This window comes from Paenibacillus nanchangensis (assembly GCF_046543445.1).
Classification (GTDB): Bacteria; Bacillota; Bacilli; order Paenibacillales; family Paenibacillaceae; genus Paenibacillus_AQ; species Paenibacillus_AQ nanchangensis.
Genome location: NZ_JBHOFD010000017.1, coordinates 1 through 16,181, shown reverse-complemented (window position 1 = coordinate 16,181; position 16,181 = coordinate 1). Strand labels below are relative to the sequence as shown.

At 55.2% G+C, this 16,181-nt stretch carries 12 protein-coding genes; 3 read left to right on the top strand and 9 right to left on the bottom strand.

Going from position 1 to position 16,181, the window contains the following annotated elements:
• Window positions 1-12 precede the first annotated feature (12 nt).
• The 4 genes from narI to ACE6ED_RS14895 are packed head-to-tail and all read right to left on the bottom strand — an operon-like array spanning window position 13 to window position 6,505.
• On the bottom strand, window positions 13-699 hold the full coding sequence (gene narI / locus ACE6ED_RS14910; protein ID WP_410827979.1) for a respiratory nitrate reductase subunit gamma: 687 nt from the start codon (window positions 697-699) through the stop codon (window positions 13-15).
• A complete protein-coding gene (gene narJ, locus ACE6ED_RS14905; RefSeq protein WP_410827978.1) occupies window positions 696-1,262 on the bottom strand; it encodes a nitrate reductase molybdenum cofactor assembly chaperone in 567 nt (188 codons plus the stop codon). Before narJ ends, narI begins: the two co-directional genes overlap by 4 nt.
• Window positions 1,255-2,841, bottom strand: coding sequence for a nitrate reductase subunit beta (gene narH, locus ACE6ED_RS14900; protein WP_410827977.1), 1,587 nt, complete (start codon window positions 2,839-2,841; stop codon window positions 1,255-1,257). Before narH ends, narJ begins: the two co-directional genes overlap by 8 nt.
• Complete coding sequence (locus tag ACE6ED_RS14895) at window positions 2,831-6,505, bottom strand: nitrate reductase subunit alpha (RefSeq protein WP_410827976.1); 3,675 nt, start codon at window positions 6,503-6,505, stop codon at window positions 2,831-2,833. The genes narH and ACE6ED_RS14895 overlap by 11 nt, the downstream gene beginning before the upstream one ends.
• A gap of 260 nt (window positions 6,506-6,765) precedes the next feature.
• Here ACE6ED_RS14895 and ilvB point away from each other — a divergent pair, with 260 nt between their 5' ends.
• The gene (gene ilvB / locus ACE6ED_RS14890; protein ID WP_410827975.1) at window positions 6,766-8,484 is read left to right on the top strand and encodes a biosynthetic-type acetolactate synthase large subunit; all 1,719 of its coding nucleotides are present in this window, start codon (window positions 6,766-6,768) and stop codon (window positions 8,482-8,484) included.
• A gap of 340 nt (window positions 8,485-8,824) precedes the next feature.
• Here ilvB and ACE6ED_RS14885 read toward each other — a convergent pair whose 3' ends face one another.
• Together ACE6ED_RS14885 and ACE6ED_RS14880 are read right to left on the bottom strand one after the other, a co-directional pair.
• On the bottom strand, window positions 8,825-9,202 hold the full coding sequence (locus ACE6ED_RS14885) for a DUF488 domain-containing protein (protein ID WP_410827974.1): 378 nt from the start codon (window positions 9,200-9,202) through the stop codon (window positions 8,825-8,827).
• Between the two features lie 42 nt (window positions 9,203-9,244).
• Window positions 9,245-9,958: a YwiC-like family protein gene (locus ACE6ED_RS14880; protein ID WP_410827973.1), complete on the bottom strand. Its 714-nt coding sequence runs from the start codon at window positions 9,956-9,958 to the stop codon at window positions 9,245-9,247.
• A gap of 1,203 nt (window positions 9,959-11,161) precedes the next feature.
• Here ACE6ED_RS14880 and ACE6ED_RS14875 point away from each other — a divergent pair.
• On the top strand, window positions 11,162-11,560 hold the full coding sequence (locus ACE6ED_RS14875; RefSeq protein WP_410827972.1) for a hemerythrin domain-containing protein: 399 nt from the start codon (window positions 11,162-11,164) through the stop codon (window positions 11,558-11,560).
• 37 nt (window positions 11,561-11,597) lie between these two features.
• Here the strand turns inward: ACE6ED_RS14875 and ACE6ED_RS14870 are convergent, their stop codons facing one another.
• The 3 genes from ACE6ED_RS14870 to ACE6ED_RS14860 are packed head-to-tail and all read right to left on the bottom strand — an operon-like array spanning window position 11,598 to window position 14,469.
• On the bottom strand, window positions 11,598-12,302 hold the full coding sequence (locus ACE6ED_RS14870; protein ID WP_410827971.1) for a Crp/Fnr family transcriptional regulator: 705 nt from the start codon (window positions 12,300-12,302) through the stop codon (window positions 11,598-11,600).
• Window positions 12,303-14,216 (bottom strand): heavy metal translocating P-type ATPase, encoded by a 1,914-nt coding sequence (locus ACE6ED_RS14865; RefSeq protein WP_410827970.1) that lies wholly within the window; start codon window positions 14,214-14,216, stop codon window positions 12,303-12,305.
• Window positions 14,217-14,235: 19 nt separating this feature from the next.
• Window positions 14,236-14,469: a heavy-metal-associated domain-containing protein gene (locus ACE6ED_RS14860; protein WP_410827969.1), complete on the bottom strand. Its 234-nt coding sequence runs from the start codon at window positions 14,467-14,469 to the stop codon at window positions 14,236-14,238.
• A gap of 260 nt (window positions 14,470-14,729) precedes the next feature.
• Between ACE6ED_RS14860 and hmpA the strand changes: the two genes are divergently transcribed.
• Window positions 14,730-15,908 carry an NO-inducible flavohemoprotein gene (gene hmpA, locus ACE6ED_RS14855; RefSeq protein WP_410827968.1) on the top strand — a complete coding sequence of 393 codons (1,179 nt, stop codon included), beginning with the start codon at window positions 14,730-14,732 and terminating at the stop codon, window positions 15,906-15,908.
• Window positions 15,909-16,181: the final 273 nt, after the last annotated feature.

Sequence of the window (16,181 nt, the reverse complement as noted above, 5' to 3'; positions counted from 1 at the left end):
AGGCCTGCTTCCCTATTTCGATTTGTTTCTTCTATACAGGATATAACTTCTGCCTACATAATTCAACGGAACGCTCCAGACATGAACCAGCCGGGTAAACGGCCAAAACGCGAAGATGGCAAACCCGGTCAACGCATGCAGCTTGAACGACAGCGGGACGTCATGCATCAGCGAAGGATCGGGACGGAACATAAACAGTCCTCTGAACCAAATCGAGATGGACTCTCTGTAATCGAATTCCGGCTGCACGGCGTTCGTCACTAAGGTAGCGTACATCCCCATGATTACGATGAAAAGCAGCAGCACATTGACGGCGAGGTCTGAACCGGTGCTCAGCCGCCGCACGTTTTTGAGCGTAAAGCGCCGGGCGGTCAAAATCAGCATGCCAACCAGTGTCATGGCGCCAAAGATCCCCCCGATATACACAGCGCCGATATGATACAAATGATCGCTGACGCCGAGGGCGTGCATCCAGGTCTTTGGAATCCCGAGGCCCGAGATGTGCCCCAATATAACTGGAATGATGCCTAGATGGAACAGCAGGCTGCCGATCATCAGCTGTTTTTTTTCAATGAATTCGCTGGATTTGGCGGTCCAGTTAAATTTGTCTTTACGGTACCTGTAGATGTGGCCGACAATAAATACCGCGATGCATACGTAAGGGAATATCACCCACAAAAACTGATCAAGCATATTCATAGGCCGGAAGCCTCCCGTTCCAGACAGGCTTTAAACGTCTCACGCAGCCCTCTGATTAAATGCGCATAAGGATTGCCCAGCGCTTCCAGCGAGCGCAGGAGATGATACGTTCCATCCTCCAGCACCGCCATCAGCAGGCGAAAATTCTCGGGTGCGTTCGGATCGTCCCGCCATTCGGCCGCGTACAGAAACTCGCACATCAGCGGAAGAAAGTCAGGCAGCTCGCCCTCCGGCATTTCCAGCCCGAACATTTCGTACAGCACCTTGAGACGGACAAGCATTTGCCCGCGCTCCTTGGCGTCCTCAAATTTGAAGTAGGTCATGTATAAGGTGCAATTTTTCTGAAAATCAAACGTTTCCGTATACAGCTCCCGGATGTCGTCCAGGCTGCGGGTGTGCATTTCATCCCAATACGTGCGGAGATGCGCGGCCGCGGGGTGGTCTGCAGGGAACGACTCCTCCAGAAAATCCGGATGAAAGTCCAGTTTATCCGGGTACGTTAAATGCTGGGCGGCAAAACCAAACGCCGGTTTATAATCATACAGTTTGATGACGTCAATCACGCCAGATCCCCCCGTAGAAATTCTCGTCAAACTCATCTTTGGCGGTCTTCTCCTGCTGCATGGCGGTTCCCGGCGTATTTGCGGCACCGCAGCCGCTGCAGCCGGACGACATGCCCGCCCCCATGCTGCCCATCGCATCTCCATAACCCGCCGAGCCTTGCGCGCTGTACGGATTCATATAGCCTTCCTTGTGGGAGGTCGGAATGACAAACCGGTCTTCGTATTTGGCGATCGCCAGCAGCCGGTACATTTCCTCCGTCTGCTGGGCGGTCAACCCCACCCGCTCGAGACGGGCGTTATCGAACGGTTGGCCCGTGTTCTGCGCACGTTTGAACGAGCGCATCATTGCCATCCGCTGCAGCGCTTCTTTGACTGTCTGCGTATCGCCCGCCGTCAGCATATTGGCGAGGTATTCGATCGGCGTCCGCATCTCCTCAATCGCCGGGAAGATTAAATCGGGATTGCTAATCGAATCTTTGCCTTCAAAATAGTTCATGATTGGGCTGAGCGGCGGCACATACCATACCATCGGCAGCGTCCGGTATTCCGGATGCAGCGGGAACGCCAGCTTGTGCTCAATCGCCAGCTTGTAGACCGGCGAATTCTGCGCCGCTTCGATCCAGTCGTCGGTGATTCCGTCCTGCTTCGCCTGGCGGATGACTTCCGGATCGTTTGGATTCAGGAACAGGTCGCATTGCGCTTTGTACAGATCTTTTTCGTCCGGCACGGAAGCTGCTTCATGCACGCGGTCCGCGTCGTACAGCAGGACGCCCAGGTAGCGGATCCGGCCCGTGCAGGTCTCGGAGCAGACGGTCGGCAACCCGGCTTCAATCCGGGGAAAACAAAACGTGCATTTTTCCGCTTTGTTCGTCTGCCAGTTGAAATAGACTTTTTTGTAAGGGCAGCCTGTCATGCAGTACCGCCAGCCGCGGCAGGCCTCCTGGTCCACCAGGACGATGCCGTCTTCGTCCCGTTTGTACATCGCTCCTGACGGGCAGGACGCGACGCAGCTCGGGTTCAGGCAGTGCTCGCACAATCGCGGCAGATAAACCATAAACGACTGCTCGAAGTTAAATTTGATTTCTTCTTCGATTTTCTGGATGTTGGGGTCCTGCGGACCGGTGACATGCGCACCGGCCAGATCGTCTTCCCAGTTCGGGCCCCAGTCCAGGTCCATTTTTTCACCGGTAACGGCGGAATGGGCGCGGGCGACAGGGGAATGTTTTTGCTCCCCCGCTTGGGTTAAGTGCTCGTAATTGTACGTCCAAGGCTCGTAATAATCCTTCATTTCAGGCATATCGGGATTGTAAAAAATTTTGCCGAGCGCCACCTTCGACAGCTTGTTGCCCGACTTCAGCTCCAGCTTGCCTTTGCGCAGCTGCCAGCCGCCTTTGTAGGTCTCCTGGTCTTCCCAGCGTTTCGGATAACCGATGCCGGGTTTTGTCTCAACGTTGTTGAACCACATGTATTCGGCACCTTTACGGTTTGTCCAGGTGGTCTTGCAGGTAACGCTGCACGTGTGGCAGCCGATACATTTGTCCAGGTTCATCACCATGGCGATTTGCGCTTTAATCTTCAAGCCAGTTAACCTCCTTCATTTTGCGGACGGCGACATAAACGTCTCTCTGGTTGCCGATCGGACCGTAGTAGTTGAAGCCGTAACTGAGCTGCGCGTAACCGCCGACCATTTGGGTCGGCTTCATGTGAATGCGGGTCGGCGCATTATGGCTTCCGCCGCGCGTATCCGTAATTTCGGAGCCCGGTACTTGAATATGTTTGTCCTGAGCATGGTACATGAACATCGTGCCCCGCGGCATCCGGTGGCTGACGACCGCTCTGGCGGTCACGACGCCGTTGCGGTTGTAGACCTCCACCCAATCGTTGTCGGCCAGCTGGTGCTGCGCGGCGTCCTCGTTGTTGATCCAGACGGTAGGACCGCCGCGGAACAGCGTCAGCATATGCTGGTTGTCCTGGTAGGTCGAGTGGATATTCCATTTGCCATGCGGCGTTAAATAACGCAGAACTAGCGTGTCCTGTCCGCCTTTGACCTCGCGGTCGCGCGGACCAAACACCATCGGCGGCAGCGTCGGTTTGTAGACCGGCAGCGATTCGCCGTACTGCAGGAACAGCTCATGATCCAGGTAAAAATGCTGTCTGCCCGTCAGCGTCCGGAACGGAACAAGGCGTTCGATATTGGTCGTAAACGGCGAATACCGCCGGCCCTGTTTGTTCGAGCCGCTGAATACCGGCGTTGGAATCACTTCCCTCGGCTGGGCGGTGATGCTCTGGAAGGTAATCCGTTCGGCCGCCCGGTCGGCGGAAATATCCTTCAGCGTGACGCCGTGATCCAGCTCCGCCTGTGCGTAGGCTTTTTGCGAAACTCTTCCGTTCGTCGCCGAGGACAGATGCAGAATCGTATCCGCCGCCTGCCGGGCCGTCTGCAGCTTCGGCAGACCGTCCTTAATCGTTTCGTCGTAATACACGCCGTTCAGCCGTTTCAGCTCTTCGTATTCTTCCGCCACCGAAAAGCTGACGCCGTGCGCGCCGGTCTTGCCGATCGCAAGGTTTGGACCGAGTGAAATATATTTGTCGTGAATTTTCGTATAATCGCGCTCGACAATACTGAAATTCGGCATCGTTTTGCCTGGAACCGCCTCGACTTCCCCTTTTGCCCAGTCCTTCACTTTGCCCATCGGCTGGGAAATCTCGCCAACCGAATCATGGGCAAGCGGCGCGGTTACAAGATCCTTGTAGACCCCGGGAAGATGGGTTTTCGCCATATCGGAGAACACTTCCGCCAGCCGCCGGTAAATGTCCCAGTCGGATTTCGATTCCCAGAGCGGATTCACCGCCGGATTAAACGGATGCACAAACGGGTGCATATCCGTTGAGGACAAGTCGGTTTTTTCGTACCAGGTCGCCGCCGGCAGCACGATGTCCGCATACAGCGGCGTGGCCGTCATCCGGAAATCGAGCGTAACCATCAGGTCGAGTTTGCCTTCGGCATCCTCGCGCCAGACCATTTCTTCCGGCTTCACTTCTTCGTTAGGCCGTGCCAGGAGTCCGTCGGAAGCGCCGAGCAGATGCTTCATGAAATACTCCTGCCCTTTGGCGGAGCTGGAGATCAGGTTGGAACGCCAGATGAACAAGGTCCGCGGAAAGTTCTCCGCTGCGCCCGGGTCTTCGGCGGCAAATTTCACCTTGCGGGAGCGGACTTCATCCGCCGCATGTTTGATAATTTCTTCGTTAGTCTTTTTCCCTTGTCTGGCCGCTTCTTCGGCGAACAGCAGACTGTTTTTGTTGAACTGCGGATAGGAAGGCAGCCAGCCAAGCCGGGCCGCAAGCACGTTGTAATCGGCGGGATGCTGATATTTGACGTCGCCCGCGGTTGGCGATTTCAGGCTGTCCGTTCCGCTTTCTTCATAACGCCACTGCTCGGTCGCAAAATAGAAAAACGACGTGGCGTTTTGCAGCCGGGCCGGACCCTGCCAGTCTTTGGCAAAAGCGATGGTCGACCAGCCTTCAATCGGACGGCATTTTTCCTGGCCGACATAATGCGCCCAGCCGCCGCCGTTAACGCCTTGAGAAGCGGTCAGGATCACCAGGTTCAAAATGGACCGGTAAATGGTGTCGCTGTTGAACCAGTGGTTGATCCCCGCGCCCATAATAATCATCGACCGTCCGCCCGTGTCCAGCGCGTTCTGCGCAAACTCGCGGGCGATCTGTACCACGACGGACGCTTTGACGCCGGTAACGGCTTCCTGCCAGGCCGGTGTGTAGAACGATCCGGCATCGTCGTAACCTTTGGCATGATGTGTGCTTGCAGTGCGGGCGATGCCGTATTGGCTCATCATCAGGTCATACACCGTGGCGGCATATCGTTCGGTTCCATCGGCCAGACGCACCTTGGTTACCGGAATGGAGCGAGTAAAGGTGCCGTTCCCCGCATTATCGAAAAATGGGAATACAATTTCGTTCCAGCCTTCGTTCAGCCCTTCGACCGAAAGTGCAGGTTTGACAGGTGTTCCATCCTCCCGCTCCAAAATCAGATTCCACTTCTTGCCCTGCTCCCAGCGCTGGCCCAGCGTGCCGTTCGGCACCACCAGCTCATCCGCCCCTTCATCGTAAATTACCGGCTTCCAATCCGCGTTCGGGGTGTTGTCGCCGAGATCGCTGGCTCGCAGGAATCTTCCCGCTTTCCAGGAGGCTTCGTGCGGATCAAGCAAAATTAGGAACGGCATATCCGTGTACTGCTTGGCGTAATCCAGGAACATCGGCTCCTGCCGGTCCTGATAAAATTCCTTAAGGATGACATGAGTCATCGCCTGAGCCACCGCGGCATCCGTTCCGGGGTGCGGAGCCAGCCAGTTATCGGCGAATTTGACGTTTTCGGCATGGTCCGGCGCAACGGACACGACCTTCGTGCCTTTGTACCGCACTTCCGTCATGAAGTGGGCGTCTGGTGTCCGGGTAAGCGGCACATTGGAGCCCCACATGATCAAATAACCGGCGTTATACCAGTCCGAAGATTCGGGAACGTCCGTCTGCTCGCCCCAGATTTGCGGCGAAGCGGGCGGCAGATCCGCGTACCAATCGTAAAAGCTCAGCATTTCCCCGCCCAGCAGGGAAATGAACCGCGCGCCGGATGCGTAGCTGATCATCGACATGGCGGGGATCGGAGTAAACCCGGCGATCCGGTCGGGCCCGTATTTGCGGATCGTATAGATCAGCTGTGCCGAAATCAGCCTCAGGGCGTCGTCCCAGCCGACCCGGACATGGCCGCCTTTTCCCCGGGCGGATTTATACGACTTGGCCTTTTCGGGATTCTCCACGATGCTGGCCCAGGCGTCAACGGGATTCGTTTCCGATGCAAGCGCGTCCAGCCACAGACGCCACAGCTTGCCGCGCATGTACGGATATTTGATCCTCAGCGGGCTGTATTCATACCAGGAGAAGGTCGCTCCGCGCGGGCAGCCTCTTGGCTCAAACTCCGGCATATCTGCGCCGCAGGACGGATAGTCGATCTGCTGGTTCTCCCAGGTGATGATGCCGTTTTTCACGAACACCTTCCAGCTGCACGAGCCGGTACAGTTGACTCCATGCGTCGTCCGGACAACTTTGTCGTGGGACCAGCGCTGACGGTACACGTTCTCCCATTCCCGGTTCTTTTCCTCAAGAATCGACCAGCTGCCCGAGTAGCTCTCGATCGGCTTGAAGAAACGGAGACTGCGTTTTTTTTTCATCTGCGGTGAACACTCCTTTAAAGGGTTGGTGTAACCCGGATCAATTCGCATAAACGCATAAAGCTTGCGGTTATCGCACGTTACCTTCATTATGAAGCGCCCCCCGCCCGGGTCCCATTAGGGAATGTCCTATAGCGCCAGGGGAAATCCCTTGTTCCGTCTGGATGCAGTGGTTCGTCCCGCAAAAAGTGATCCCAGTCACCCTAATCCTTCCGGTTTCTGGAGTATGCTGTCTACTAAAAAAATCGGAGGTGCTGCCTGTGACGGGCGCTGAACTGCTCATTCAATTACTTAACTATCATCAAGTCGACACGATATTCGGATATCCCGGAGGGGCCGTCCTGCCGATTTACGACGCGCTGTACGATTGTTCTTCCATCAAGCATGTATTGGTCCGGCATGAACAAGCAGCCGTTCACGCGGCGGACGGTTATGCGCGGGTGTCGGGAAAAGCCGGTGTTGCCCTGGTGACAAGCGGCCCCGGCGCCACTAACGCAGTAACCGGCATCGCAAACGCCTATATGGACTCCGTACCGCTCGTGGTGTTGACCGGCCAAGTGGCAACTTCGCTGATCGGGCTGGACAGCTTCCAGGAAGTCGACATTTTCAGCATGACGATGTCGATTACCAAACATAATTTCATCGTGTTTCATCTGGACGATCTCCCCCAAATTGTGTGCCAGGCCTTTGAAATTGCGGTAAGCGGCCGTCCGGGACCGGTGCTGATCGATCTGCCCAAAGATGTGATGGCCGCAATAAGCGGGCGTCCGTATGAGCTGGCAGACTTTCAAATGGCGGCATTACACGCCAAAAAAGGATTGGAACCGGCGCACATACCCGAAGAGCTGCTGGAACAGGCCGCGGTGAAACTGAGCGGAAGCCGGCGTCCCGTCATCATCGCTGGCGGCGGATGTATGGCCGGGGATGGACCGGAGCTGCTGCGCGAATTCGCAGAACAAACCGGCATTCCCGTCGTTTCAACCCTGATGGGGCTTGGCGCTTTCCCTGCCGGGCATCCGCAGTACCTGGGCATGCTCGGGATGCACGGCACAATCGCCGCCAACCGTTCCGTTCAGCAGGCGGATCTGCTGCTCTGCCTGGGCGTCCGTTTCAGCGACCGGGTTTCGGGCAACCGGCAGGCCTTCTCCTCCCGCTCTTACAAAATTCAGGTGGACATCGATTCCGCCGAGCTGAATAAAAATATCGGGATCGACCTGCCGCTGCACGGCCGTGTAGAAGACCTGCTCCGCGCGCTGCTCTCCCCCACTTTACGCTCCCGCACTTCACTCTCCCGCCCGGTGCTTTTCCGCCCGGAAAATGAAAATTGGGCGGACTGGACCGCGCAGGCTGGCAGCCTGTCCAAGCGGGCGCCTTTTTTGCGCAGCGGCGGCAGGCTGCTGCCTCAGGAGGTGCTGCAACTGATCCACAGCTGTGCGGATGAAGATGCAGTAATCGCGACGGATGTTGGACAGCACCAGATCTGGACGGCTAATCATTATCCTTTTACCGTCCCCCGTTCTTTCGTGACTTCGGGCGGACTCGGGACGATGGGATTTGGGCTTCCGGCCGCTATAGGCGCCGCTATCGCTCAGCCGGATCGGCAGGTGGTCTGTATCAGCGGCGACGGCAGCATTCAGATGAACATTCAGGAACTGATGACCGCGGTTGAGCAGCGGCTGAATCTGAAGATTGTGATTCTTACGAATGGCTATTTGGGGATGGTCAGACAGTGGCAGCAGCTGTTCTGCGGCGGCCGTTATACGTCTGTGAAGCTGGCGTCGCCCATGTTCCCGGAGCTGGCGCGGACATTTGGCGCCAAAGGGTACCATGCCGCGGATTTCGGGGAAGCGGAGTCGGTTGTGCGCGAGGCTTGGAAAGAGGAAGGCGTTGTGGTCATGGAGTTTGATATCACGGAGGAACTGAACGTGTATCCTATGATCCCGCCCGGAGCTGCGCCGGCTTCGGTGATTGAGGGCTGAAGCTTCGGGATGCCGCGGGAAGGACATCCGCTGCAGGCAAAAACCGGGTGCAGCTGGCGCTTAGGCAAGCTGCAGTAGCCAAGAGCCGAGGGCAGCTGCTGCTTAGGCAATCTGAGCAGCCCATTGCCAGTGCCACCGCATAGACAATCTGCAGTAGCCAACTGCCACCGGACATCCGCAGCTTAGGCAATCAGAAATGCCGTCAGCAACGAAGGGGCCCGAAGAGAGGCCCCTTTTGTTGTGAGAAACTTGTCCTTTGGATTGCAGCTTCCAAGGCGGACATGCATTCAGGAGAACCGGTACCGCCCCTGCCTCTAGGCAGAGAGCGGAATAATTCGTTTTATTTCTCCCTACGCCACACATAATCGAGCAGCACGACGCCGTGATTATGCACGGGATCTTTTGCCCCGTAAACCAGCGTCACCCGTTCTTCGGCAGCCTGCTTGCGGATACGCTGTACAAGCTCCGCTTTCTTCTCACTCTCCGCAAGCTCGTGGAGATACCGCTTGCGGAATTCGCCGAACCGCTCCGGCTTGTGGCCAAACCAGCGCCTCAGTTCGGGATCCGGCGCAATTTCCTTCATCCACTCCTGGATGGCAGCCTGCTCTTTAGTCAGGCCTCTTGGCCACAGCCGGTCGATTAAGATACGGCAGCCATCTTCGTCATTCGGCGGATCGTACACCCGTTTTAGCCGCAGCTGCAGCGCGGACTTTGTCATGGCACTCCCTCCCTATTTTTACACTCAGATATAAATTACCCGCTAAAAAACAAGCAGCAGCGTCATCATCACCAGCATTGCCGAAAACCCGATCTCCGCGATGCCGCTCTGCTTCGCTTTGATGCCCCGTTTTGGCAGCAGGGCTGCGCGCACGAACAAAATGCCAAACGGCAGCATCAGCATCGGCTCGATACATCCCATGGCGGCAACAGCCGCCAAATGGTAAACCAGGGAAGCGGCGTAGAAACGCGGATTGTTTTTTTCACGGATCACCGTCTTCACATAAAACACTGTCCCGGCAAAATATACGGCGGAAATCGCAAACAATTCATGCGCATGCCACCAATTTTCCCCGCTGCCCAAATACATGACAGGATAAACAAATGAGCTGAATAACAGGACCGCTACCATATCGTTCAGGAGGGCCCGTTCGTTTTTCGCCTTGGCATAATAAGCGGGGATTAGAAAAAACGGTATCAGTGCGGCTCCATACAGGAGCAGTGCCGGACGATACCAGACGAGGGCGCACACCACAGGCAGCAGGCAGGCGCCATAGACAAGGACAGGCTGCTTGTATCTGGCCGTTTTTCCAGTCTTGATCCACTGCAGCAGCGGAAAGCTGAATAAATAAATCAGCAGCCAGCCGATAAACAGGAGCAGCTGCATCCAGCCAAAGCTTCCGGCGGACAAGCCGAATAGAAAAGGCACAATCAGCATGGCCCAGGCGCCGTGCTGGTTCGGTATGTAACTGTTCATCCTCATGGTCCTTTCATTGTCGAATAATAGAATGCCAAACAAACGCTGTGAATCCTTTAACTCAACTTTCGCAGCTGGAAAAATGGCTTAGCCCCTTGAGTGAGTAAGTAAAATTCAATAGATTTACTTGTATTGATATAAAACACCTCACTTTTTTGGTGTCATGGTAGTGCCACCAACCATGTCAACAAAAAAGGTGCGTAAATCTAGGTTACAGCAACATTCCCTGTCTGAACACAGTATCGGTTATCCAAACTTTGGATGCCTTTTGAAGCAACTCAACCTTGTCCTCCCCTATGACTTTTTTACGGACTCAGGGGACCCTATTTGCTGATTATTCAGCGTTTTGGCAAAGAGACGGACTCAGATTCACTTATTTACGCGGAGGATCCATCGTTTGGATGTTTTTGGTACGAATAACGGATTTGGAGTCCGCAAGGCATACCTAAAGCCCAAGAATTTCAGAAATAACGTCCTCTGGGTCCGGAAAGACCTCGGTATCGCGTTCGGCGGTAATCCGCTGCGGGTCTGTTACAGGAGGGATTCGTACCAGTTCGTTCAACGACAACAGCGGCAGTCGAAGACATTGTTTATCAAGTCTTGGTTCACGCTGCTCTTATTAACTCAACTTTCGCAGCCTGAGACCGGCAGCGCAACCTGAGATCGGCAGATACGGCTTGAGATCACTGGGCAAACCGGAGATCCAGTGCAGGTGTTGACTTTGGATCAGGGTGGAGAAGAACTCCCCAACCTGAGTCGCACAATATCGTTCAGATGTTCTATGAGTTGCGCCAAGGCAACTATCCAGTCCAGGGTGCTAACTTCATCGCACCGTAAGTTCCGCCGAGCGTGCGTTCGCCGCGGGCGAAGCGGTCTTTTTCTATTTTTTCAAGACGGTTACTTTATTGCGGTTAAATCCGCGCCAGGACTCGAGCTTAGCTGATTTTCGCTCTGCGAAAGTTGAGACTTTAACTTCAGCCGCAGATTCAAGCATTAGGGTAAATCCCGATTCATGAAGCCGGACAGGTTGTTTAACAGGGGGATTCCCCCCTCTCATTGTAAGGCTGCGCCGAAAAGGGACCAATCAGGGAGTTCCCTACTTTAGGCCCCGAGTACACCTACCCTCCACAACAGCGTGCAGCAGTGTGTTATACTGGGACACACCAATCTCGGAAAGGGTGAATGTCCATGGGAGGACCGGCATTGCGGCAGCTTAATGCCCATCACGCTATACATGAAGGCGGGCTGACAGGCGCAAAAGATAAAACAGAGGAATTTGAACGGTTGTTCGCCTTGGGAGAGACCGAAGCGGCGGTGCTTGCCGCAGAGCATCTGCTGGACTATTGGGAAACCCGGATTTTAAGTCATGCCGACGCGGAGGAAGAAGGCTTTTTTCAGGAGATGGAAGCCAAAAGCCCGGAGCTGGCCCAATCCGTCGTACAGTTAACCCGCGATCATGACCTGCTGCGGATCATGGTGAAGGACCTGCGGACGATGCTGGCGGAAGAAGGTCTTACGGAGGAACTGATCCATCATTTTCATGCCCTGGTGGTGGTGAACGCCATCCACAGCCGCGAAGAAGAACGGCTTCTGTTCAATTGAGCAGGGCCGTTCTTTTTTTGTGATCACATATTCCCTGTTAAGTCGATCTGAGCGCTTCCGCGTTTACTATCCGAATCCCGCGTTGACCGGTCTGCTCGATCCAGCCTTTTTCCTGAAACTCCGCCAGCTTGCGGCTTACGGTCTCCGGCGTCGTGCCGAGATAAGAGGCTAAGTCCTTTTTCGGAATTGGCAGGGTAACCGTCTCCTCTCCTCCTTCTCCCGCAAGCTCCAGCAGATAAGCGGCCAGCCTCCTCTCCGTTCCTTCACTCGTCAGACTGCCGATGTGCTTCTCCAGCCGTTCCAGCCGGTCCCCGAAGGCCTCCAGCAGTTTCAGGGCAATGGCCGGGTACTTCAATAGAAACACCTGCAAATCCTTACGGCTCATGATACACAGCTCGGTCTGTTCCATCGCTTCCGCATAGTGGTCGGCCGTAGAGGCCGCAAACAAAGCGTGCTCCCCCATAAAATCACCTGGCTCCAAAATGCGGAGCAGCTGCTCCTTGCCGGATTCAGTGATCCGGTAAATCCGCACCTTGCCTGTATGCACAATGTACAGCCGGTCCAGCGTGTCGCCGGCCTGATAAACCGGCTGATTCCGCGCATATACCGCCTGCCGTGTGGTGCCTGCGATCTCCTGCATTTGTTCAGATTCCAAGTGATTGAATATCGGCACCAGCGAAACGCAGAGCTGCTGTGTTTTACTTGCGCCAGGCTGGCCGGTCTGGCAATGTCCGCATTCCATTCAGGCATTTCCCCTTTCCGCTCTCTTGGGTCTGATAACACGCAGGACGGCCGGATACTTACGGGTTGCACCGATCCGGGTCAGCCGGACCGCGTTCAAAATGACAAGCAGCACGCTGAGCTCGTGGACAAGCATACCTGCGGCCAAAAAAATCCGCTGCAGCAGCACACCCGCCAGCAGCGCGCCCACTGTCCCCAAGGCAATCACCGTATTTTGCCGCATGTTGCGGACGGTAGCCGCGGATACATGGCGGGCATGGACAAGCGGGTCCAACCGGCCGGACATCAGGACAATATCGGCGGTTTCCATCGCTGCATCCGTCCCGCCTGCGCCAATCGCCAGCCCGACATCCGCCGCCGCAATCGCCGGGGCGTCATTGATTCCATCGCCGATCATCGCCACCCGGCAGCCCGCTTCTTTCCATTCCTGGATTTTCGCTGCCTTTTGTTCCGGGAGCAAATCGCCATACACACCGTCCAATCCTAATTGCTCACCGACCAGCCCGGCCGCACGGGCATTATCGCCGGTCAGCATGTACAGCTTCTTCAACCCTTGCTCACGCAGCCGGGACAGCACCCTAGCGGCTTCCGGCCGTATCCTGTCTGCTACGGACAACATCCCTTCAAGACGTCCGTTCACCGCGGCAAACACGACGGTATGTCCTAGCCGTTCCTGCTCGCTCGCATACTCCTCCGCTTCTGGCAGCAGCGCAATCCCTGCCTCCGCCAGCAGTCTGCGGCTGCCCGCCTCAATCCGCTCGCCGCCAGCTTCATACCGGATTCCCTGGCCTTTGACCACTTCAAGCTCAGCCTCTGCTGGCGCTGGACCGGCCAGCAGTCCCCGCGCTGCCGCCTCTTTTACGATGGTGCGGCCAAGCAGGTGTTCTGAGCCGCTTTCCGCTGCGGCGGTTTTTTGCAGCAGCGTCTCTCCATCCATTCCATAACTCTTGATGTCCACAAGGGCGGGCTGACCCATCGTCAGCGTACCAGTTTTGTCGAACACAAACACATCCGCTTTGGCCAGCCGCTCCATGCCCTCTCCCCCTTTTACCAGCACCCCGTGTTTGGCCGCACTGCCAATGCCCGCCACCATCGACACGGGAGCTGAAATGACCAAAGCGCCGGGACAAGCGATGACGAGGAAAGTTAAGGTGAACTCCACATTCCTTGTCAGCGCATAGACCAGCAAGGACAAGCCCACAACCAGCGGTGTATAGACCGCTGCGAAACGGTTCAGGAACCGCTCGGTTTTCGTCTTTTTTTCCTGCGCTTCTTCCACCAGCTCGATAATCCGGGCAAAAGCAGTGTCCTCACCAACCCGCTCCGCCTCCATCTCAATATAACCATGATCCACGATGGTGCCGCTGTAAACTCTACTGCCTGGAGCTTTGTGCACCGGGACAGGTTCCCCCGTAATATTCGCTTCATGGATATAAGCCGTCCCCGCAACAATCACACCGTCCGCAGCGATCCGCTCTCCTGAATGAATGCATACCCGGTCGCCTGCTTCGATCTCTTCCGCGGGAATGACCTGTTTAACGCCGTTTTTTATCACAGTTGCTTCTTTGGGCGTTTGATCAAGCAGTGAGCGAAGGGTGCCGCGCGTCTTCTCCAGCGTCCGGGATTCCAGATACGACCCGACAATAAACAGGAACGATACGACAGCTGCCTCGCTGTACTCCCCGATGAACAGTGCGCCAGTGACGGCAATTGTCACCAGCAGCTCGATGCTGAAGGTGCGGAAGCGAAGCGCCTTAAACGCGGTAAACGCAATCGGAATTCCTGCTGAGAGGGCGGTAATCAGGAACAAAAAAGGCGGGACACGAAGATTACCGGCCATTTGCAGGATGTATGAGACGGCGATCAACGAACCGGTGAACAGGGATAAAGCTGCTTTTTTCCTCGATGACATCATGCATCGTCTCCTTTCCTCATTATAGCGGATGCTTCGCGGTTGTCTTCGACAATACCGGATATCCAAGCTGCAAAATGATCTGTTCCAACTCCCCGGCAGAGGTTATCTGTTCGTCAAAAACAGCTTTGACCTTGCTGGAATGAAACCGGACAACCGTTTCCTTTACACCTGGCTGCTTCAATAATATTTGTTCGATTTTCTGGACACAGGACGGGCAGGATAAGGTTTCAAGTCTAAAACTAACGGTGGTCATGCGGACCGCCTCCTTGGTTGGTGTGATTTGTAATCCCATTGTAGCCCTGGGCGGCATCGGCTTCCTTGACGGTGATCAAGTTTCCCGTATTGCCAGCTTATTTTTTCTTTCCTATTCCGGAATTTCAGATTTTCTCGGTTAAAGATATGACTTTGGTCACAAATTAAGGCAAATGTGCGTGAAATCACACTGCCGCCCCGCCGGCTCCATTATTCTGTGTACTGAAAGCCATTCGTAATGAGATCAAGGGAGGAAATCACATGTTATCCCAACAGACACGCGACATTGTAAAATCGACAGCTCCCGTCCTTGCCGAACACGGTACTACAATCACTTCGGTATTTTACAAAACGATGTTCGAGGCGCATCCCGAACTGCTTAACGTATTTAATCACGCGAATCAGGCAAAAGGACGCCAGCAGACGGCGCTTGCCAACACGGTGTATGCCGCGGCGGTTCACATTGACAATCTGGAAGCGATTTTGCCCGCGGTGGTGCAGATCGCACACAAGCATGTAAGCTTGGGGATCAAGCCGGAGCATTATCCGATCGTCGGCGAATATTTGCTGAAAGCGATCAAGGAAGTGCTGGGCGACGCGGCTACCGATGAGATTTTAAATGCATGGAAGGAAGCTTACGGCGTGATCGCCGACGCTTTTATCGGGGTGGAAGCAAATATGTACAAAGAAGCCCGCGAGCAGGAGCACGGCTGGAATTTCTTCAAACCGTTTGTGGTGGACCGGAAGGTGGAGGAAAGCGGCAGCATTACTTCGTTTTATCTGAAACCGGCGGACGGCGGAGAAGTTCCCGCATACAAACCCGGCCAATATATCTCTGTACGTGTATCGATTCCCGGCGAAAAATACACCATGATCCGGCAGTACAGTCTGTCTCAAACACCGAAATCGGAAGGCTTCCGCATCTCCGTAAAAAGAGAATCGGATAACGACCCAAACGGACGCGTCTCCGTCTACCTGCATGAGCAGATTAAGGAAGGCGATACGCTTGAAATTAGCCCGCCGGCCGGTGAATTCGTGCTGGATACCTCCAAGACGACGCCTATCACCTTCTTGTCCGGCGGCGTCGGCATCACGCCGATGATGAGCATGTTCGAGACGCTTGCGGCCCAGACACCAGACCGGAAAGCCGTTTTCCTGCACGCGGCCCGCAACGAAGCGCTTGGTGCGTTCCGCCGGGAAATCGAGGAGCTGTCCAGCGGCATGAAGCATGCGGTATCCAAGTTTTATTATGCCGACCAGCCTGGCGGCACGATTACCCGCGAAGAGCTGGAGAAATACGTGGACCTTTCGGGCGAAGCTTATGTCTGCGGCCCGGTTCCATTTATGGAAGCGATGATCCGGCATCTCAAATCGCTGGGCATGCGTGACTCGCAGATCCACCATGAATTTTTTGGCCCGGCTATGAAGCTGGAGGATTAATCAACACTAGAGTCTGTACGCAAACTCATTTCAGCCATAACCTCATCGAAATCAACGCCAAAAAACCTTGAACATGCTCGCTGTCTTGTCATAGCGGGCAGCCAAGCGCCGATTGGTACAGGTTTCCGGACTCAGGGGACCCTATATTTCGATTATCCCATGTTTTGGCAAAGTGGCGGACTCATATTCACTTATCTACGCAAAGAAGCCATAGTTTGTATGTTTTTGGTACGAATAACGGATCTGGAGTCCGCAAGGCAACCCAAAACCCCA

Excerpts from the sequence above, each read along its gene's own strand:
- ACE6ED_RS14880 (WP_410827973.1), bottom strand. The coding sequence starts at position 9,958 with ATGAACAGTTACATACCGAACCAGCACGGCGCCTGGGCCATGCTGATT.
- ACE6ED_RS14895 (WP_410827976.1), bottom strand. The coding sequence starts at position 6,505 with ATGAAAAAAAAACGCAGTCTCCGTTTCTTCAAGCCGATCGAGAGCTAC.
- hmpA (WP_410827968.1), top strand. The coding sequence starts at position 14,730 with ATGTTATCCCAACAGACACGCGACATTGTAAAATCGACAGCTCCCGTC.
- ACE6ED_RS14865 (WP_410827970.1), bottom strand. The coding sequence starts at position 14,216 with ATGATGTCATCGAGGAAAAAAGCAGCTTTATCCCTGTTCACCGGTTCG.
- ACE6ED_RS14885 (WP_410827974.1), bottom strand. The coding sequence starts at position 9,202 with ATGACAAAGTCCGCGCTGCAGCTGCGGCTAAAACGGGTGTACGATCCG.
- ACE6ED_RS14860 (WP_410827969.1), bottom strand. The coding sequence starts at position 14,469 with ATGACCACCGTTAGTTTTAGACTTGAAACCTTATCCTGCCCGTCCTGT.
- ACE6ED_RS14870 (WP_410827971.1), bottom strand. The coding sequence starts at position 12,302 with ATGGAATGCGGACATTGCCAGACCGGCCAGCCTGGCGCAAGTAAAACA.
- narI (WP_410827979.1), bottom strand. The coding sequence starts at position 699 with ATGAATATGCTTGATCAGTTTTTGTGGGTGATATTCCCTTACGTATGC.